We start from the raw sequence: 20,452 nt of genomic DNA, 5'->3' as shown, positions 1-20,452 counted from the left end.
GCCCATGAGGACCGCGTCGTGCCTGGTCGCACGGCTGCCACAGCGAGGGGGTGGACGCCATGCCGGTTCGCCCCGCCCGCATCCAGGACGTCGCAGCAGCCGCCGGAGTCTCGGTGTCGACGGTGTCGAACGTGCTGAACCGCCCCGAGCGCGTCAACGCCCGTACCGCCGAGCGGGTCCGCGACGCGGTCGCGGCGCTCGACTACGTTCCCCATCCCGGAGCCGCCGGACTGCGGACGGGACACTCGTCCTCGATCGGCCTGGTCCTGCCCGACGTGACCAACTCGTTCTACTCGCGCATCGCACGAGGTGCCGCCGACGCGGCCTACGACCACGGCTATTCCCTCGCGCTCTGCCACAGCGCCGACGAACCGGCGCGCGAGCAGGGCTACTTCACCATGCTCGTCGAACAGCGGGCCGTCGGCGCCGTGGTCGTCCCGCTCAGCGCCGACCCCACCCGCCTCACACGACTGCGCGAACGCGGCATCCCGCTGGTGCTGGCGGACCGTGCGATGCCGGCCCAGGACGGCTGTTCCGTCTCCGTCGACGACATCGCCGGCGGCCGTATCGCCGTGCAGCATCTACTGGCCTGCGGAGCGCGCGACATCCTCGTCGTGAACGGGGAACGCGCCATACGGCAGTGCGCCGACCGGTACCAGGGCGCCCGGCAGGCCGTGCGCAGCCGGCGTGAGGCGCGCCTGGGGCAGGTGGTCGCCGAGGAGATGACGGTGGCGTACGGCACGGAGATCGCGCGTGGGCTCGACGACCTGCCCGACGGGGTGTTCTGCACGAACGACTTCCTCGCCGCCGGGCTCTGCCGTGGACTGGCCGAACGGGGTGTGAAGGTTCCCGAGGACGTGCAGGTGGTCGGTTACGGCGATCTCGACATCGCGAGCTTCGTCGGGACGACCCTGACCACGGTCCGCCAGCCGGTCGAGGATCTCGGCAGGGCGGCCGTGGAGATGCTGCTCGACGAGGTGGAGGCGCGCGCCGAACACGCCCATGAGACAAGGGTGTTCGCGCCCGGACTGATCGTGCGGGACTCGACCCTGTCATTTTCCGGCGCCTGAGTCCTGGATACGGAGCTCCACCGGTCCCAGCAGCCCGGAGGCGAGCTGGGAGGGGAAGGCCCAGGCGGTCGGCGTGGCTTCGGCGAGGTACGGGGCCAGTGTGTTGTGGACGGTCACGTCGATCCGCACGGTGCGCCCGGCGGCCCCGCGCAGTTCGAAGCGGTACGGAGCGCAGAACGCCTCGCCGACGGGTTCACCGTCCATGAGAACCGCGACGCTCCCCCGCACCCGCCCCAGGTCGAGCACCGGATCCGGCCCGGCGGGCACCTCCACCTCACGCGAGTACGTCACACCGCCGCTCCAACTGCCCAGCCCCACCGACCGCCAGTCCCCCAGCGACAGCGGCGCCGCAACGGTACGGACGCGCACCGGCCCGCGCCAGGCGGAGCCACCCCGCAACACGGTCGTGGGGACTGTGACGACCTCAATCTCGGTGGGTTGTTGGAGTGGGTGATCCAGCGTCAGTTTCTGTCCGTCAAGCGGTCGTTGGGGCCCCTTCCCGATCCTCACCCGCGCGGGCAGCTCCAGCGGCAGGTCGAGCGACACGGTGCCCGACGGCACGGTGAAGCGGAAGCGCTGTGCGCTCTCGCGGACGTCGTCGGTGGAGCGCAGCGGCAGTACGGCGGTACCCAGTGCCGGTTCACCGGTGAGCCACGCGGTGTCCGGCAACGGGTGCGGACGTACGGCGGCGTGGCAGTGCTGCAACTCGCCCCACCTGCCCTCGTGTTCGACGGTACGGCCGCGCCACTCCCCCGTGCCGACATCCCAGCCGACTCCGCTGACCAGCGCGGTCACCTCGGATCCCGCGCAGGCCACGAAGTCCACGAACACCGCGTCCCGTGCGCGGACGCTGTCGGCCACGACGTCGAGCACGTGATCGCCCGCCCCGAGGGTCGGTTCGTGGCGGAAGAACATCGGCACCGCGCCCCAGTCGGACTCGTAGTACTCGACCTTCTCCTGCCGCGCCACCACGGCGCCGTCGAGCAGCACGGTGACCCCGGCCGCGGCACCCACCACCAGCACCGCCCGCGCTTCGCCGTCAGGAACACGCAGGTGCCCGCGATAGGTGACGCCGCCGTCCGGCCGTACACCTTCGGGCAGACACATGAACCGGGGGCGCGGCGCGAACCCGTCCGGGCGCGACAGGCAGAAGTAACTGCCCAGCGGGGCATGGGCGTTGGCCGAAATCTGTGCCGGGCGGTCCTGGGCGTCGGACAGTTCGTACTCCAGGACGTTGCGGTCCTGCGCCACCTCCAGCCGGGCGGAGGCGAGATATCCGCTGCCCGTGGCCAGCCTCTCGCCGTTCCACCACACGCGCTTGGTGGCCGCCGCGCCGACGTGCAGATCGGCCGGTCCGCGGTGGTCGGTCTCGACGATCGCGCGGACGCGGGCGACGGTTCCGCCGCCCGGCACGGGGACACGTACGAACTCCTCGGCCACCAGCCCCTTGTTGCCCAACAACCCGTCCGGATCCGGGATCCCGCGGCTCGACGAGAACAGCGTCACGGGCCAGCTCTCGTCCCACGGCACAAGGGGCAGCCCTCCGGCCAGGACCCGTGCGACGGACGCGCGGTCCAGCGGGGCGGGGGCCTTCTGGGCGGGCACGGGAGGCAGGACGCGTGCCCGGTTGCCGTATGTCGCCCGCGTCTGCTCCCCACGCGCGTCGGGGGCATCGGACTCGGTCCACCGCATGGTCCAGATCTGCGGCTCGTCGACCGACGAACCCGCGGGCAGCGCAAGGTCGCCCCAGGTGTTGTCCATGGTCGGAACCAGGCGGCCCTCCCAACCGGTCGACACGTCGATGGTCCGAGCCGGTTCGAGCGGTGGTGCGGGCGTCGGAGGCGTCGGGGTGCCTTCGCGCCATACGACGAGGGCAGCGGGGGCGCCTGCCAGCGGCACGTCGAGGGTCGAGACACCGTCGGAAACGGTGACGCACGCGGGGTGTCGGGCGCCCGTCGCCGGGTTCCAGACCTCGGCCTCGGCGACCGGGGCATGCACGGTGACGGACGTGGTGGGGGCGTAGCGCGCGGGGTCGATGGCATGGTTGCCCCTGGGCGGATGCGTACGCGCATCGGGAAAGGCCCCGGTCACCAGGGCGACCGCTTCGTCGCCCTTCCGCCTGACGAGCAGCGGTACGTCACCCGTCGCGTACCCGGCGGCGTCGGCCACGGCCGCCCCGCCTGCCTCGGCGTCACGCACCCGCTCCAGCCTCGGATGAGCATCCAGCGTCGCTACGACGGAGTCGTCACCGGCGAGGCCGGCCGCGGCCCTCGGCGGGCGGCCCACGACCACTACCCTGCCCCCGGCGTCGAGCAGTTCGGTCAGCCTGCGCGCCGTGCCCTCCTCCAGGACGCTCGCCGAGGGCAGCAGAACCGCGGTGTACGTCAACTCCCCGATCCGCAGGGCGCCTTCGGTGGCCGTGGCGCGCTGCACCGAGGCGTCGTCGATGACGTCGAAGGAGACGCGGTGCCGGTCCAGGGCACCGATCCGGGGGCGCAGCCAGTTGTTGGTGCCGCACAGGTCCAGGTAGTGCCGCTGGGTCTCGTCGACGTCGGCGTAGGCGGCGCCGAGACGGCCGTCGCCGAAGTGCTTGACGGGCGCGTCCAGCGGGATGAGGGCCTGCATGGTGGCGGTGGGGTGCAGGACCGCGACGTCGGCGCTGTAGGTGCCCCAGGACATGAGGGAGCAGATCCGGGCGACGGCCCGGGCGAAGGCCGGGTACTGCTGCCAGTAGGGCTGGCGCCAGTCGGTGGACGGCGGCGCCCATTCGAACCAGCCGCCCGCGGTGCCGAAGTAACTGGCGTGCGGGTTGTACAGGTTGGCGCCGCTGCGCAGGAACGGCAGGAGCCAGTCGTAGGTGTCCTCGAGGGTGCCGCCCCAGCCGGAGGAGTGGAACGCCTCGATCCAGACGCGCTCGTGGCCGTAGAGGTGGGCCATGGAGGAGTGGACCTTGGAGTCACCGTGGTGGTCGCTGCCGGCGGCGCCGAACCAGCGATGCGTGCGGAAGTAGTCCGTGTAGATCTGTGTGGACTGGGCCGGGAAGCCGGAGCGCGCGGGGTGGCTCTGGTCGCAGCCCAGGAGCATGCCGCGTTCGTCGTGCCAGGCGGCGAGGGGTTTGAACAGGGCCTCTTCGGTGAGTTCGGCGCGGACCGCGTAGTAGTCGGCGCGGATCTTCGCCGCCTGAGCGGTGTCAGTGCCGTCAGTGGTGACGGCGCCGTCACTGGCCTCCGTCGTCTCCGTGCTCTCCGTGGTGTCGCTGAACAGGGCCGGTAGGTGGTCGAGCAGGTCGTAGCCGCGGCGGGCGAGGAACTCCTCGGGGAAGCCGCGGCTCCAGGAGTTGGTGCCGGGCAGTTCGTCCTGGAAGCTTCCGGCGATGACGTTGCCCAGGTACTCGGGGACCCGGCGGTCGAACTCGTGGTGGACTGCGTCCATCAACAGGCCGACGGCCTGCGGGTCCAGGTAGTCGAACGCCGTGGGGACGGCGGTGACGAGCTCCACCTCGCTGCCCTCGGCGGCCGCGATCCGCGCGGTGCCGGAGACGGTGCCGGTGACGGGCAGGCGCCGGCCCTTCGCGGAGTACGCGCCCACCAGGACTTCCGAACTCCCCAGGGAGACGGCACCGTTGGAGATGTTCGCCCTTCGCGAGCGCAGGGCGAGGCCTGCCGCCTCGGGATGCCAACGGGTCACGCCGCCCTGGACGTTGGCGCCGGAGAACCCGATCTGGTCGTAGAACCACAGGCGTGTGCCCAGCTCCCGGGCGATCTCGCAGGCCTCGGTGAAGCGTGCCCACCACTCCTCGCCGAACCACGCCGGTTCGTCGGCGCGGGCGCCGAAACTCGGTCCGGCCGGCGCCAGGTTGATCACCACGAGATTGTGGATGCCGCCGTCGGCGAACCTGCGCATCTGCCAGGCGAGGCGCTCGCGGGTGACCCTCGCGCCCGACCACCACCACAGCGGGGTGGGGCCGAAGTCCCGGGGCGGGTCGTCGAACAGTTGGTGCAGCGCGGGGGAGATCACGACTGCGGTCCTTCCGAGTGCGGCTCGGACACCTTCACGGATCTGGAAAACGTTTTACACCAGTTTCACGGTAGGCGAGCTGCTGCGCACGCGCCAGACGTGGAGCGCTCTTCCGATCGGCTGCCGTTTCCGCCGGATCTGCGCAAGAGGGGTTGTTGGAACGTTTTTTGAAACCTATATTCACTGCGACCCGGCCCCAAGCCGCGACGTCCTCCTCCGCTCGGCCATTCCCCAGACGACGGAGTCGCATCATGGTCCGAACCCGCACCGCTCCCGAGCACGCCGAACAGCCCATCCCCCAACACCTCTGGAAGGTCGCGGCCCTGTCGGGCATGGCCTCCTACCTCGACGCCGCACTCATCGTCAGCATCGCCGTCAACCTGGCCATCTACCGGGACAGTTACGACATGGGCGTGTGGATGGCGGGTGCGATCAGCGCGATCGTCACCGGCTGCATCGCCGTCGGCTCCCTCGTCGGCGGGCGGCTGGCCGACATGTTCGGGCGCCGCCGTGTCTACAACTGGGACATCTTCTGCTTCGCGCTGGGCGCGGTCGTCATCACGCTGGCGCCGAACGACATCGTGCTCTTCGTCGGCGTGCTGGTGGCGGGCCTTGCGGCCGGTGCCGATCTGCCGACGTCCCTGGCCGTGGTCTCGGACGCCGCGCCTCCGGAAGGCCGGGCACGTCTGGTGTCCTTCACCCAGGTCATGTGGGTGGCGGGCATCGTCGTCGTCATCTTCCTCGGCTACCTGCTGTCGGACACGGGCATGACCGGGGCGCGGCTCATCACCGGCCATCTGGCCCTCGCGTCGCTGGTCACCTGGCAGCTCCGCTCCCGACTCAACCTGGCCGACGAGCCGTCGGACACCGAGGTGACCGAGGAGGCGGCCGCGCTGGCCGCCCCCCGCGGCACCGAGCTGAAGAACGTGTGGAACCGTGCCGCGCTGCTGCCGATGGCCGCGACCTTCGTCTACTACGTCACCTGGGGCATCGGCGCCAACACCTTCGGCCAGTTCGGCACCTATCTGCTGGTCACGGTCAGCGGCGCCTCGCAGAGCCTGGCCACCGGGATCAACCTGGCCTTCCTCCCGATCGCGCTGGTGCTGACCTTCGTCTTCGTCCGGATCGCCGACACCCCCTGGCGCGACCGGTTGTTCTACGTGTTCACGGTCGTGCAGATCGTCGCCTTCTGCATCGCCTCCCTCACGGCCGGCGCCCTCGTCGGCATGCTCGTCTTCTTCGTGCTCTACCAGATCTCCAACCCCTTTGCGGGAGAGGCCAGTTACAAGGTGTGGTCACAGCTCACGCTGCCTCCGGACACCCGCGGCACCACCCAGGGCCTCACCTACGCCCTGTCGCGCGGAGTCTTCGCGGGCGTCGCCTTCGTCACGCCCGCCCTGATGGAGTACAGCGCGTCCGTCCTGCTCTGGTCGATCACGTTCTGCATGGCGGCGTCGGCGGTCGCGGGCGTGTACGTCATCCGTGTCCTCATCCGGCGTTCCCCCGGTGCCGCTGCCGCCCCGGCGGATCTGGGAGTGGCCCGGGCGTGAATCCGAAGCGGACCTCCGAAGGAGCACCCACAGTCATGACAGCTGCCGAACACTCCATGTCCCTGCGGGAGTTGCTCCCTCCGGTGCGCCGCCGCCGTACTCGCATCGGCCTGGTCGCCGGCGGGCTCGGCACGTACTGGCCCCAATTCCCGGGTCTCCTGCCCCAGTTGAAGGAGTCGGCCGCGTACGTCACCGAACGCCTGCAGGACATGGATGCCGAGGTGACCGACGTCGGTTTCGTCTCCGACGCCGAGGAGGGCGCTGCCGCGGCCGAGCAGCTGCGCCGCACGGACTGCGATCTGATCGTGCTGTTCCTGACGACGTATCTGACCTCGTCGATGGTGCTGCCGATCGCCCGGCGCTCGCACACCCCCGTGCTGGTCGTCGACCTCCAGCCGTCGGAGCGGATGGACCACGCCGGCTTCGACACGGGTGCCTGGCTGGCCTACTGCGCGCAGTGCTCCGTGCCCGAGGTCGGCAATGTCTTCCGGCGGGCCGGCATCCCCTTCCGGTCGGTCTCGGGCTGGCTGCGCCAGGAGTCCGCCTGGGAGCGCATCGGGCAGTGGATCCGCGCCGCACACGTCCGCGCCGCGCTGAGGCACGCCCGGCACGGCCTGATGGGTCACCTCTATCCGGGCATGCTGGACGTGTCGACGGATCCGACCCTGCTGCCCACGACGTTCGGCTCGCACGTCGAGGTGCTGGAGTTCGACGACCTGCGGCACCGGGTGGAGAGGGTGACGGAGGCGGAGACCCGCGACCGGATGGCGCTGGCCCGCAAGGTCTTCACCCTCGACGACAGCGTGGTGGACGAGGACTTCGCGTGGGGAGCGACCGTGTCCGTCGCGCTCGACCGGCTCGTCGAGGACTTCGGTCTCGACACGCTCGCCTACTACCACCGCGGTCTCGACGGCGAACTGCACGAGCGGCTCGGCGCCGGCATGATCCTGGGTGCCTCCCTGCTCACCGCGCGGGGCGTACCCGCGGCCGGCGAGTACGAACTGCGCACCAGCGTCGCCCAGTTGGCCTCGCAGAGCGTCGGCGCCGGGGGTTCCTTCACCGAGATCCAGGCCCTGAACTTCGAGGACGGCGTCGTGGAGATGGGCCACGACGGGCCCGCCCACCTCGCCGTCGGCGCCCGCGGACCGCTGCTGCGCGGGCTGGGCGTCTACCACGGCAAGCGCGGCTGGGGCGTCAGCGTGGAGCTCGACGTGCGGCACGGCCCGGTCACCCTCCTCGGACTCGGCCAGGACGCCGATGGCAGCCTCGCCTTCATCACCTCCGAGGGCACCGTCGTCCCCGGTCCCCTGCTGGAGATCGGCAACACCACCAGCCGTGTCGACTTCGGCCGTGACCCCGGCGAATGGGTCGACGCGTGGAGCGCCACGGGCGTCGGCCACCACTGGTCCCTCGCGGTCGGCCACCACACCGCCGACTTCCGGGCCGCGGCGAGCCTGCTCGGCATCGACCACCGGGAGGTGTGAGCGGGATGGCTTCGGCATGGTGATCAGCCCCGGCGCCACCCTCGCCCGGCGTCACTGAACTCTGCTCCTTCGTTCCCCTGCGTTGCGCCGTGAGCCTGATCCGTGGCCTGTCCCACGGCAAGGCTCCGCTCCGGCACGCGGTCCGGTCGGGAAGGTGGGCAGTCCGTCGCCGTACGCCACCGCGACGTCCACCGTCTCGAGGAGAGCTTCGTGCGCCTGCACCCCGTCGCGGCTGCCCTTGCCTCGGCCGTCCTGCTGGCCTCGCCGGTCCAGGCGGCGCCCTCCACACCCTCCACCGCCGAGCCCTCACCTGCCGCGGCCGATCCCGCCGGCTACGTCAATCCGTTCGTGGGCACGGCTCCGGGCGGCACCGACTTCGGCCATGGCGGAGGGGCGGGGAACACCTTCCCCGGTGCCTCGGCGGCCTTGGGCGGGATCCAGTGGAGCCCCGACACGGTCACGCACCAGCACGGCGGGTACGCGTACGAGGACAACCGGATCCAGGGCTTCAGCCTCACCCACATCTCCGGCGCGGGCTGCGACGACTACGGCAACGTGCCGTTCATGCCACTCACCGGCCGCCCCGACCCGGAACCCGCCCTTCGCCACGCCACCTTCTCCCACGCCAACGAGGAAGCGTCGCCGGGCAGTTACGGCGTCAAGTTCGACAACGGCATCCGTACGCAGATCTCCGTCACCCGGCGCTCGGGCGTCGCCCGCTTCACCTATCCGTCAAACGACGCGAAGCCTGCCGCGCTGACGGTGGACGCGGGACGGGCGTTCAACAAGGCCACCGGGAACATCACCATCGGGTCGCGCACCCTGTCCGGCTACACCGACAGCGGCGGCTTCTGCCGCTCCACGAACCGCTACCGGCTCTACTTCCACGCCGTCTTCGACCACCCCTTCGCCCACACCGAGCCCCTGGACGGAAAGACCTCCGGCGCGTACGTCTCCTTCGCACCCGGAACCCGTACGGTGACCGCGCGGGTGGGCGTGTCCTTCGTCGACGTCGACGCCGCCCGACGCAATGCCGACGTGGAGCAGGGGGGCCGCTCGTACGACCTCCTGCAGCGTGCCGCCCGTAACCGCTGGAACGAGTGGCTCGGCAGGATCGCCGTCCGCGGAGGCACCGAGGCCCAGCGCCGGGTGTTCTACACCGCGCTCTACCACTCGCTGCTGCACCCCAGCGCCTTCAGCGACGCCGACGGCCGCTACCGCGGGATGGACGGCCTGGTCCACCGCACCCGGCCCGGGCACGTGCAGTACGCGAACTACTCCGGCTGGGACGTCTACCGTTCCCAGGTCCAGCTGCTCGCCCTGGTCGCGCCGCGCGAGGCGTCCGACGTCGCCCAGTCGATCCTCGACCAGGGCCGCCAGGCCGGGTACTTCGATCGATGGACGCTGGCGAACGGCGGCACCCGCGTCATGGTCGGCGACCCGCTGCCGGCCATGGCCGCCGCGATCCACGCCTTCGGCGGCACGGACTTCGACGCGGAGGCGCTGCTGCGCACGGCCGTGGCGGGCCGGGAGGACGAGAGGCAGCGCCCGGGACACAAGCAGTACGACACCCTGGGCTACATCCCGGCCGGGGCCAAGGGCGTCTGGGGCAGTGCGGCCACCACGCTGGAGTACGCCGTCGCCGACGCCGCGCTCGCCCATCTGGCCGGACGCCTCGGCGACACGGACGCCCAGGCGGCGCTCACCCGCGCCTCCGGCAACTGGCGCAACCTGTTCAACCCGGCCAGCGGCTATCTCCAGCCCCGCGCCGCCGACGGGACCTGGCCGGCCTTCACCCCCACCCAGCGCACCGACTACGTCGAGGGCAACGCGGCGCAGTACACCTGGATGGTCCCGCACGACATGCCCGCCCTGTTCACCGCCATGGGCGGCGACGCCGCGGTCACGTCCCGTCTGGACACCTTCTTCACCCAGCTCAACGCGGGCGCCGAGCAGCCGTACGCCTATCTCGGCAACGAACCGTCCTTCAACACCCCCTGGACCTACGACTACGCGGGCCGCCCCGACCGCACCCAGGACACCGTGAGGCGCGCACTCACCACCCTGTTCGCCGACCGCCCCGACGGTCTCGTCGGCAACGACGACCTGGGCGCCATGTCGTCCTGGGCCGTCTGGGCCTTCCTCGGCATGTATCCACAGGTTCCGGGGAGCCCCCAACTCGCCCTGGCAAGCCCCCTCTTCCCATCCGCCACCGTGCACCGCGGCAATGGCGTCGATCTCACGGTCCTCGCCCCGGACGCGTCGGCGACGAACCCGCGCGTGCAGTCCATGCAACTCGACGGACACCCGGTCCGCACCCCGTTCCTGCCCGACACCTTCCTGACCAGGGGCGGCACACTCCGCTACCGGCTGACGTCTCCTTGACCGGTCCGGGTGCGGCCACGGCACCGATACCCGAGCCACCGATCCCCCATTGGCCCGCGACCCGGGCACAGCGCGCCTGCGACACTGCGTCTCCCGTCCTACCTGGAGGAGATGCCATGCAGGTGGCCGTCGTCACCTTTGACGGATTCAACGAGCTCGACAGCTTCATCGCCTCCGCGCTGATCAACCGGTGTCGAAGGGACGGCCTGGAGGCCTTCATCACGACGCCGACGCCGGTGGTCACGTCCATGAACGGCGTCGAGGTGGCCGGGCAGCGACCGATGGAGTTCGTGACCGAGGCCGACGTCGTGCTGATCGGCAGCGGGGTGAAGACGCGGGACGTGGTCGCCGACGACCGGCTGATCTCCCGGCTGCCGCTCGACCCCGCGCGACAGCTGATCGGTGCGCAGTGCTCCGGCGCGCTGGTGCTCGCCCGGCTCGGCCTGCTGAAGGGCATGCCCGCCTGCACGGACAGGAAGAGCCGCCCCTTCGTCGAAGCCGCCGGCGTCACCGTGCTGGACGTGCCGTTCCACGCCGAGGGGAACATCGCCACCGCGGGCGGCTGCCTGGCGTCGCAGTATCTCGGCGCGTGGGTGATCAGCCGCACGCTCGGGGAGGACGCCGCACGCGACGTCGTCGACTACGTGGCTCCGGTCGGCGAGAACGAGGAGACCGTCGAGCGCGCCATGCGTGCCGTCCACACGGGCGAAGTCGCTCTCAGCTGACGCCTGTTCCGACTGGAAGGACGGCACTCACCCGACGACCGGCAGGATCACCGGCTCCGGCGACGGGTGCCGCGCCGAACACGCCTACGCCAGGGCGGGCATCCACCGTCCGGTGATCACCGTGGCCGACGACGACGGGGGCACGGACAGCACGACGCTCTCCGAGGTGATCGTCTACGACCGTGACGCCGGGCCCGCGTTCGGCGCGGGCACGACTCGGCGCTCTGCCGTTGAGGGGCGCCTGTCACCCCGGCGGCAAGAGTTCGCGACGGTACGTCAGGCCCGGGCGGCCGGAGAGTTTCGTCGTGCCGACGACGGTGAACCCCGTGCGGGCCAGAACGGCCCGCGACGCCGCGTTGTCGAGGGTGGTCGCGGCTTTCAGGAAGGTCAGCCCGTACCCGTCGACGGCACGGCCGAACAGCTCCCGCACGGCCCAGGTGGCCAGTCCCCGGCCCGCGGCGCGCTCCGCGATCCGGTACCCGAGGTCGGCGCCGCCGTCCGCGAGGTCCACCAGGTTGACGCGCCCCAGCACCTCGCCGTCAGCACCGACCAGCACATGGAAGAAGCACGTACCCGCCTCCTGCTCGGCGAGCCGGGCATGGAGTTGCTCGTCGAACCTGGCGAAGTAGTCGTCGCCGCGGTCAGGGATTGTCACGGCGAAGTAGGCCCGGTTCTCCCGCTCGAAGGCGAGGAGCGCAGAGGCATGGTCCGGACGCAGGAGCTGCAACTCCGCCGTGGTGTCCGTGCTGGTCGGCAGGGTCAACGGTGCTGCCCTCCACGCTTGGCGGTTCGGGATCGGTCGTCGCCGCTCGCTCGAGGCCGCCACTGGGGCCGGAGCGGAGGTGGCCCGGCAGCACGCCTTCGGTTCCGGGCGCGGTCGGAGAGGTAGGCCACGAAGTGTGTGCAGACGGCAGCAGGGACGACGACACGTGCAATCCATGAAGTGCGCAGCCAAATGTCGTCCCAGGAGGTCGCGGTGTCCCAGCCGTGCGGCAGGGCGATGAGATACATCGAGGTGACGATCGAGAGAGCTGCCGTCCCCAGCACGGCGCGTGCCAGGAACGCGGCGAGTCCTCTCCCGTACGACCTCATGATGTCCCGATCCACGCCGCCCCCCTCGTCATCGTGCGGGCATTGTCGCCCACGACCGACGACGGGCGACACAGCAGGTGCGTTCGGACTCCTGCCGAAGACGGCCTAGCCGCGGGACAGGTTGCCGCCGTGCGGGCCCGGTCGGCGCTGGGCGGCCGGGTCTTCGCGGCTCACCTCGTGGTGGCGGCCGTCGGGGCGGGGAAGCGGCTTGAGGTCGACCTGGATGCGGTGGGTGGAGTCGTGGCTCACCGAGCCGCCGAGACGCGCCTCGACCACGCCCAGGCGCAGACCCGCACCGCCCTCGCCGGCCCGGTGGAACTGCACCGAGAACTCCAGGCTGACCTGCTCCACACTGAACCGCCAGTCGCTCTCCGCGCCTTCGGCCTGGGCCCGCGCCAACTCCGCACGAACCGTGCCGATGGCCTCCGCGAGACCGACCGGTTCCGTATCCCCCATGTCAACACACCGCCGAATTCCGTAGATTGACCGATCCAAGCTGGTCACAAGTCTAGGGACGCACCATGCTCCGCGCGTAGTCTGAGACAGATGGGGGAACTGCGTGCGGACTGGAGACTCAGGCTGCGGTACGAGGACGCGCACGGCCACATCTGTGGCGCCGGTGTGCTCGTCGACCAGCACACCGCGCTGACCTGCGCGCACGTGATGCCTGATCAAAATGCCGTCATGTGGCTGGAGTTCGCCGAGAACAGCGAGATCGAACCGGTGAGCGCCCGCGTCCTGCCCGGCGGCTGGCTGCCGGAGGACGAGAACTACCAGGACATCGCCGTGCTGCGCCTCGACAGCCCGCGCCCGCAAGCCCGCCCCGCCCCACTGGAATCCACGCTGTGGGGTGGCATGGAGGTGTACGCGACCGGCTACGCGGAGGGCTTCGACGACGGCATGAGCCTGTGGGGCCGCATCGGCGGATCCAGCGGCGAGTGGGTGCAGCTGGACGCCGTGACCAAGGCGGAAGTGGTGCGCCGGGGCTTCAGCGGCGCCGCCGTGTGCACCCGGCCGCAGGAAGGAAGCCCCGCCCGCGTGGTCGGCCTCGTCGTCAGCTGGCGCGGCGACCTGGGCGAGCAGCTGCTGCCCGAGGACAACCGGCTCGCGTTCTCGTATCTGATCCCCGTCGACCGCATCGCCGAACTCTCGCCGATCATCCAGGAGTTGAGCAGCCCGTCCGCATGGGACCGCACCTTCGAGCAGCGGTTGACCCAGTGGTTCGAGGACCCGGACGAGGACCCGGTGAAGATCACCGTGGTGCCCCCGGGCAGCGGCAAGGACCGCTCGCTGCGCCATCTGCTGCACCGCGCCGACCTCCTCTACCCCGGCGGCGACTCCAGCAGGCCGGGCCTCGCCGACCATGCCCTGAGCCTCACCACGTTCTCGTCCGGCGAGTACCTGGCGAACTGGGACTGGCTGCTCGGTACCAAGCCCCGGCCCGCGCGCCCGGCCTCCCTCACGCCCGGCCGTCAGGCCACGGTCCTCGTCGACGGTCTCGACGAGGAACCCGATTCTGGCCCCCTGATCCAACTCCTCACCCGGTTGCGGGTGTTGGGCTTCCGGCTGCTGCTCGTCTTCCGCCACGAGGGCGGCACCGGCTGGACCGTGGCCCGCGACCAACTCCTGCGGCCCGCGCTTTTCGGCCACGCGGACGCGCTGCTCGACCGGCTGCAGCGCGCGGAGTTCAGCCGCGCGGTCCGCCTGGGCGTCGTCGACAGCGCCTCCCTCGACACCATGACGGAGACGGCCGACCGGCGCCGGGGCGAACGCCGCCTGATCGACGACCTGGCGGACCCGCAACATCAACTCACCCGGCTGCGCAGGCTGATCAGGACCCTGCGCGCCGACCTGCGGAGCACCGGAGGCCGGGTATGAGGTGCTCCGCCCGGCCCGAGCCGGTGAGGAGGACACCGAGAGGATGACGACCTGCCCGCACCGGCGCTTCACCGGAGCCCCCTGCGGCGGCACGGTGTTACCCACCGGCTACTGCGCCGAGTGCGGCCGCGCGGAGAACGGCCCCGAACTGCCCGGACTGCCCGCGAGCCCACGGGACCTCGGCCCCCACGAGCTCCTCGCGCTGCCCGAGCGCGCGCCGCGCCCCGCACAGGAACGCCTCGTCCGTCCCGAGGCCCCGCTGCGCATCCGCATGGGCTGCTCCGCCGCCGAATGCGGCATCACTTTCGCCCCGCCCTACACCGAGGGCCCGGTGCCGGTCGAGGGGCACTGCCCGGCCTGCGGCGAGCCCTACTCGTACCGGCCCGAACTCGCCGAGGGCAACGTGCTGCGCGACCAGTACCGGATCATGGGAGCCATCGCGCACGGCGGTCAGGGCTGGGTCTACCTCGCCGAGGACACCCATCTCGGTGACGTCGTCGCCGTGAAGGGACTGCTCAACCGCTACGAGCACGACGGCGCCCGGCTCTCCGACCTCGAGCGCCGCAACCTCGTCGCGATCCGCCACCCCCGCATCGTCCAGATCCGTGACTTCGTCGCCCGGCGCGACGACACCGGTCAGGTCACCGGCGGCTACATCGTCATGGACGACGTCGGCGACGGCACCCTCGAGAAGGTCGTCGAGGAGACCCGGCGGGCCGAGTCGGTCCTCGACATCGAGCACGTCGCCGCGTACGGCTGCCAGATCCTCGAAGCCTTCGTCCATCTGCACGCGGGCAGCGAACGGGTCTTCGTGTACGGGGACATGAAGCCCTCGAACGTCGTGCACCACGGGGACGGCGTCAAGGTCATCGATCTCGGCGGCATGCGCGAACAGGGCCAGAACCAGCCGCCCGCCCATGTCACGATCGACTACATGGCACCCGAGACCGGGTCCTCGCCGGTGCCCACCGTCGCCCACGACCTGCACACGGTGGGCGTCACCCTGCGGGAGCTGGCCCGATGGGCCGTGGACCAGGTGCCCGGCCTCGGCACCGCCTCCTTCTGGAAGGTCGTGGAGCGCGCCGTCCGGACCGACCCGGGCCTGCGCTTCGCCGACGCCCGGGAGATGGCGGGCCAACTCCGGGGCGCATTACGGGAGATCCGTGCCCTGCGCGGCAAGAGCGACCCGCCCGAGCCCTCCGACTACTTCCGGCCGTCCCCGCAGCTGCTCGGCGCGCGGCTCGGCACGGTACCGGGCATCGAGCACTGGCTGGAGCGCCCCCGCCGCGACCGGTACGCACCACCGCTGGCCCCCGCCCTCGACCTCGGCGCCCCCACTCCCACCGAGATCGCCCGCTGTCTGCCGTTGCCGAGGCGCTATCCGGGCGATCCGCAGACCGCGCGGTTCGAGGTGAGCAGCGGCTACGACCCGGGGCAACTCCTCGGCCAGGAGGACGAGAAGCCGCGCTCGGTGGAGATCTGCCTGCACAACGTGCGTGTCCTGCTGGGCCGGAACACCTGGGAGGACCTGGGGCGGGCCCAGGAGGAGCTCGACACCGCCGACTCCATCCCCGGACCGTCCGCCGTGCGCCGGTGGCGGCTCGAGTGGCACCGCGCCCTGGTCGCGCTGCGCATCGCCGGCCTCGACGCCGACCCGCGCCAAGTCGCCGAGGCCAAGACCCACTTCACCAGGGTCCATCTCGAACTGCCCGGCGAGTACGCGCCCAAACTGGCCCTCGCCTACTGCGGGGAGCGGCTCGGCGACGACGCGGCCGGGCCCACCGCCAAGGAACTGTACGAGGCCGTGTTCGCCCGCAACCCCGCGCACGGCGGCGCCGCTCTCGGCCTGGCGCGGCTCGCGCTGGCGGAGGGTGACCGCCGGGCGGCCCTCGACGTCCTCGGCCGGGTCCGCCCCGGCACCCTGGACCACACCGTCGCCCGGATCGCCTCCCTGCGCATCCGCGCGGCCCGGCTGCCCGGAGAGGGTGATCCGCTGCCCGCGCCCACCGAGGTCGACGACGCGCTGGCCGAACTGCCCGGTATCGAGCGCCGTTCACTGGGCGCCGGCGAGCCGGGCCTGTCCGACGACGAGGCGCTGCGCCTGCGCACCGAACTGCACGAATGGAAACTGGACGCGCTGCACAGCCGCAGCAGCGACCGGCACGGCCTTCCGGGAGAGGGGGCCGGCCGGCTCGACGCCCGCAGCCTGCGACGCCTGAGCGCGCAGGAGCGTGAGCTGCGCAAGGAGATGGAGTCGCTCTATCGACAACTGGCCGCGCGCCACCGGGAGTCGGCCGCCGCCCACGAGCACCTCGTGGACCTCCTGCACGCGGTACGACCTCAGACCGTGATCTGACCGCACGGCAACGACCGACCGGACGGCGCCCCTCGCGGCCCGAACGGCGACGAAGGGGAAGGAGCGGTGACGTACGACATGAGCAGCCGCACCCGGCCGCCGCAGCCGGGCATCCAACTGGAGGTCGACCTCGACGGCGATCTGCGCCCGCACCGCAGCGCGAAGATCGAGGCGCATCTGCGGGTCGACGTGTCCGCCGACGGCGCTCCCACCGACCTGCCCGCGGTCGAACTCGCCGTGATCATCGCGCTGGACGTCGCCGAGCCCCATCGGAAGGCCGTCCGCGGCGCCCTGCAGAGCGCATTGCGCGCCCTGCCCGACGGCATCTCCTTCACCGTGCTGGGCAGCGGCCCCGAGCCGGTGCGCTGCTATCCGCGGGGCGATGACGAGTGGGCCGTCGCCGACCACCCCGAGAAGCGCCGGGCCGTCTTCGCCGCGGGCTCGCTTCCGCTGCACCGGGACGGTCCGCGTCCGGCGGGGTACGCCAGTTGGGCCGCGAGGTCGCGCGCCCTCCTCGACGGCCGCCCGCTGTCCGTACGCCATCTGGTGCTGATCACCGATGGCAGCAGCGCTCCGGGCGAGACCCGTCTCGAGGAGGAACTGGACGCCTGCGCAGGGCAGTTCACCTGCGATGTGTTCGCCGTGGGCGCGGACTGGACGCCCGATCCGCTGCTGACCCTCGCCGAACGGCTGCACGGCACCGCCGAGTTCGTGGACGACGGCCTCGGTCAGAAGATCACGGCCGCCATCCAGCGCCTGCGCCGGGTGGAGACTCCCCGGCTGCCGATCGAGGTGACCGTACGGCCCTCGGTGCGCCAGGTCTCGCTCAACGAGAAGGCGCCCCGGCCGCGCCGCCTGGGCGGGCTGCCCCAGCCCGGCCGACCGCTCCGCTGGACCTTCCCGACGTTCCAATGGGAACAGGGCAGACGCGACTACCTGCTGACCCTCGTCGTCGACGCCGACGCCGACCCGCTGGAGACCGAGCTGCAGTTCGCCATGGTCTCCATCGGCGATGTCCATGCGCCCGTCACCGCCCGCTGGCACCGCCCCGAGCAGCCCCCACCGCACGCCTCGGCGGGCGCCGACAGCGTGCGCGACCTGAACGCCACCACCGTGATGCGCAATGCCCTGCGCCGGGGACTCGTCGCTCTGCGAGAACACCAACGGGACACCGCCGAGGACAACTTGGGGCGGGCCGCACGCCTGGCGTCGGAGTTCGGCACGGACTGGGTGCTGGACGAGATCCTCGCGGTCGCCGACATCGAGGACGCGCCCGCGGGTCGGGTCCGGCTGCGCACCGCCGTCGACGCCGGCACCCTCGGCCCGATGATCCTGCGCGCCGGGTCCCGTCCCGGCGGACCCCTGACCGAGGCCGTCGGCCGACGGCCTGGCCCGCGCTGCGGTCGCTGCGACGCCCCGGCCGGGAGCGAGGCCCGCTACTGCATCGCCTGCGGGGAGAAGCTGCTGTGACGACCGGACGCGCGGCCGCGTGGCGCAGCTACTCCCCCGCCGCTTTCTGGCGCAAGCGCCTGAGCCGTTACCGGACGCGCCGGCTGCTGGAGGTGCACCTGCTGGTCCTGCTGATGTGCGGGGTCGTGGCGGTGACCGCCCTGCTCGTCTCCTACCGTCAGACCCAGCGCGACGCCGATGCACTGGCGTCCCGGGAGGCGCCGGCCGTGCAGGGGCTCGCCGCCGCCCGGCTCGCAGCCCTGCGGGCCGACTGGGAGGTCCAGGTCCTGGTGGAACTGAACCTCGTCGACGTCGCAGGCTCGGGCGAGACCTACCGCGCCCAACTCTCCGCCGCCGACCAGGGCCTGTCCCGGATCGCGGACCGCACGGACCAGGACCTCGGCACCGTCAACGGTCTGCTCGCCACCTACGGCAACTCGCTCAGCCTCGGCACGTCCAAGTACCGTGACCAGGCCCTCATGCGGGAGCAGAAACTCGACGAGGCGAGTTCCCTGCTCACCCGCACGGGCGTAGGACTCGCGCCCCGTCTGAACGCACTGCAGCAGGTCCAGATGAGGCACGCCGAAGCCACCGCCGGCCTGGGATGGGTGCAGCGCACCGGCTGGTGGCTCGCCGAACTCGCCCTGGCGGCCTTTGCGTTGACCCTGTTCTCGGCCTTGTTCGTGCTGCGCGACCGCTGCGGCCGCGACTGGAACCCGTTCCTGATCGCGGCGTTCGTCATCACCGTGGTGCTCTCGATCGTCCCGCTGCTGACGGCGTCCTCCACCAGGGACGACCTCGACAGCGCGGTCGGGCACCTGCGGTACATCACCGATGTGTCCCAGCAGTCCTGTTGCGACCATCCCCCGGGGCGCGCGGCAGTGCTGGCGGCGGCTGAGAAGCTGGCTAGCGCGCAGGGGACGGTCACAGAGAGGTCCGAGGAGGTCCGGCGGAAACTGGCCGACGACGCCTGGACCGACAGGGTGTACCAAGGCAGCTTGATCGGCGGCCTGTTGATCGTGGTCCTGCCCGCGATGGGGCTCGTTCTGCGGCTGGACAGTGACTACTGGAGGCGACGGTGACCCGGCGGTTCAAGGTACTGGTCCTTCTCGTCGTGATGCTGCTGATCACTGTCGGCAGCATGGTGGTGGTCTGGGCGCAGCGGGACGACGAGGAGCCGGTGACCATTCTCGGGACGTGGACCTCCACCCAGGAACAGCAGTTCACAGACGTGCTACGAGGCTTCGGCATCCCCTTCCGCTACCAGGGCACCGCGGCCCAGCGCGAGGTGCTGCTCTCCAAGGTGCAGTCGGGGGAGCCCCCGGACATCGTGATCATGCCGGGTATCGGCGAACTCGCCGAATACGCGGACCAGAACCGCCTCCAGTCGCTGAAGGGTCTCTACGACCCTCGGCAGTACGGATCGCCGTGGAACTCGGCAGGCACGATCGGCGGACACCTCTACGGGGTCCCGGTCAAGGCGGACCTGAAGAGCATCGTCTGGTACCGCCAGGGCCACAGGCCCGCCGACTCACCTGCGTCGATGAAGAGTTGGTGCATGGGCATGGGTGACGACGGCGCCTCCGGCTGGCCCGGCAGCGACTGGATCGAGGACCTGGTGCTGCAGCGGGAGGGCCCGGGCATCTACGAGAAGTGGGCGCTGGCCAAGGGCAAGACGAAGTGGTGGACGAGTGATCCGGTGCGCGATGCCTGGCAGGCATGGGCCGATCTGCTCAAGAAGGACAGGGGCGCGGCCGAGCACGCTCTCCTCACCGACCACCGCGGCGCCCCTGAAGGCCACGGGCTGCTGTTCACCGGCTGGGGCGGATGCACCCTGGAGCACCAGGGCTCCTTCGCCCGTTCCTTCTACGGCAAGAAGGACACGCAACACACGGGCCTGATGGACTCCGCTCCGCTGCTGCCCGCAGGCCCGGAGCGGGTCCGGGCCCACGAGGTGACCGGCGACTTCGCGGCGCTGTTCAGCAACCGCCCGCAGGCCCGTGAACTGATCGAACGACTGGCGTCCAAGGCGGGCCAGCAGACATGGGCCGACACCGCGGACGTCTTCTCGGCGAATCGCCAGGTCCAGTCCCAGCACGGCACGGTCGAACGCGAGATCGCCAGACGGCTCACGGGTGCGGTCCCCCTTTGCCTGGACGCCTCGGACGTCATGCCGCCGTCGGTGCGGGACGCCTTCTACGAGGCCGCCCTCCTGACCATCGCGAAGGTCTCCGCCAAGCAGGACCCCGACATTCCGGAGCTCCTCAAGAACATCCAGAATGTCCAGGATGCCTGGAAGGAACAGCACGCCGGGGCCCCGGCACCGCGGACGGTATGCAGTACGCGGTGAACCCTGGGGCCCCGAAGTGGGCCTGTTCCACGCCTTCCTGACCGGTCAGCGGCCGGGGTCGAAGCGGCCGTCCATGACGGTCCAGCCCGCGTCGAC

General features: G+C 71.2%; 13 protein-coding genes. 10 read left to right on the top strand and 3 right to left on the bottom strand.

Annotated features, from left to right (window positions below; genetic code table 11):
• The first annotated feature begins 50 nt into the window (after window positions 1–50).
• Window positions 51–1,070 carry a LacI family DNA-binding transcriptional regulator gene (locus tag OG303_RS44320; protein WP_405875638.1) on the top strand — a complete coding sequence of 340 codons (1,020 nt, stop codon included), beginning with the start codon at window positions 51–53 and terminating at the stop codon, window positions 1,068–1,070.
• Here OG303_RS44320 and OG303_RS44315 read toward each other — a convergent pair.
• Window positions 1,053–5,087 (bottom strand): glycosyl hydrolase, encoded by a 4,035-nt coding sequence (locus tag OG303_RS44315; RefSeq protein WP_405875636.1) that lies wholly within the window; start codon window positions 5,085–5,087, stop codon window positions 1,053–1,055. The genes OG303_RS44320 and OG303_RS44315 overlap by 18 nt on opposite strands.
• 251 nt (window positions 5,088–5,338) lie before the next feature.
• Between OG303_RS44315 and OG303_RS44310 the strand changes: the two genes are divergently transcribed.
• From OG303_RS44310 to OG303_RS44295, 4 genes are all read left to right on the top strand, one after another.
• The gene (locus OG303_RS44310) at window positions 5,339–6,637 is read left to right on the top strand and encodes an MFS transporter (protein WP_405875634.1); all 1,299 of its coding nucleotides are present in this window, start codon (window positions 5,339–5,341) and stop codon (window positions 6,635–6,637) included.
• Window positions 6,638–6,672: 35 nt separating this feature from the next.
• Window positions 6,673–8,121, top strand: a complete 1,449-nt coding sequence (locus OG303_RS44305; RefSeq protein WP_405875632.1) for an arabinose isomerase — start codon at window positions 6,673–6,675, stop codon at window positions 8,119–8,121.
• A gap of 210 nt (window positions 8,122–8,331) precedes the next feature.
• Window positions 8,332–10,506, top strand: a complete 2,175-nt coding sequence (locus OG303_RS44300; RefSeq protein WP_405875630.1) for a GH92 family glycosyl hydrolase — start codon at window positions 8,332–8,334, stop codon at window positions 10,504–10,506.
• A gap of 116 nt (window positions 10,507–10,622) precedes the next feature.
• On the top strand, window positions 10,623–11,231 hold the full coding sequence (locus tag OG303_RS44295; protein ID WP_405875628.1) for a DJ-1/PfpI family protein: 609 nt from the start codon (window positions 10,623–10,625) through the stop codon (window positions 11,229–11,231).
• 244 nt (window positions 11,232–11,475) lie between these two features.
• On the opposite strand, the gene OG303_RS44290 is transcribed toward OG303_RS44295, so the two are convergent.
• Both OG303_RS44290 and OG303_RS44285 read right to left on the bottom strand, forming a co-directional pair.
• The gene (locus tag OG303_RS44290) at window positions 11,476–11,994 is read right to left on the bottom strand and encodes a GNAT family N-acetyltransferase (protein WP_405875626.1); all 519 of its coding nucleotides are present in this window, start codon (window positions 11,992–11,994) and stop codon (window positions 11,476–11,478) included.
• Between the two features lie 434 nt (window positions 11,995–12,428).
• On the bottom strand, window positions 12,429–12,779 hold the full coding sequence (locus tag OG303_RS44285; protein ID WP_405875625.1) for a trypco2 family protein: 351 nt from the start codon (window positions 12,777–12,779) through the stop codon (window positions 12,429–12,431).
• A gap of 90 nt (window positions 12,780–12,869) precedes the next feature.
• On the opposite strand from OG303_RS44285, the gene OG303_RS44280 reads away from it, so the two are divergent.
• From OG303_RS44280 to OG303_RS44260, 5 genes are all read left to right on the top strand, one after another.
• Window positions 12,870–14,201 carry a serine protease gene (locus OG303_RS44280; protein WP_405875624.1) on the top strand — a complete coding sequence of 444 codons (1,332 nt, stop codon included), beginning with the start codon at window positions 12,870–12,872 and terminating at the stop codon, window positions 14,199–14,201.
• Between the two features lie 43 nt (window positions 14,202–14,244).
• A complete protein-coding gene (locus tag OG303_RS44275) occupies window positions 14,245–16,557 on the top strand; it encodes a tetratricopeptide repeat protein (RefSeq protein ID WP_405875622.1) in 2,313 nt (770 codons plus the stop codon).
• Between the two features lie 78 nt (window positions 16,558–16,635).
• Window positions 16,636–18,027 carry a vWA domain-containing protein gene (locus tag OG303_RS44270; RefSeq protein ID WP_405875620.1) on the top strand — a complete coding sequence of 464 codons (1,392 nt, stop codon included), beginning with the start codon at window positions 16,636–16,638 and terminating at the stop codon, window positions 18,025–18,027.
• Window positions 18,024–19,088 carry a hypothetical protein gene (locus OG303_RS44265; RefSeq protein ID WP_405875618.1) on the top strand — a complete coding sequence of 355 codons (1,065 nt, stop codon included), beginning with the start codon at window positions 18,024–18,026 and terminating at the stop codon, window positions 19,086–19,088. Before OG303_RS44270 ends, OG303_RS44265 begins: the two co-directional genes overlap by 4 nt.
• Complete coding sequence (locus OG303_RS44260) at window positions 19,085–20,356, top strand: carbohydrate ABC transporter substrate-binding protein (RefSeq protein ID WP_405875617.1); 1,272 nt, start codon at window positions 19,085–19,087, stop codon at window positions 20,354–20,356. The genes OG303_RS44265 and OG303_RS44260 overlap by 4 nt, the downstream gene beginning before the upstream one ends.
• The last annotated feature ends 96 nt before the right edge of the window (window positions 20,357–20,452 follow it).

It is taken from the genome of Streptomyces sp. NBC_00005, from assembly GCF_045160215.1.
In the GTDB taxonomy this organism is placed as follows: Bacteria; Actinomycetota; Actinomycetes; order Streptomycetales; family Streptomycetaceae; genus Streptomyces.
This window is presented reverse-complemented; position numbering and strand designations above follow the sequence as displayed.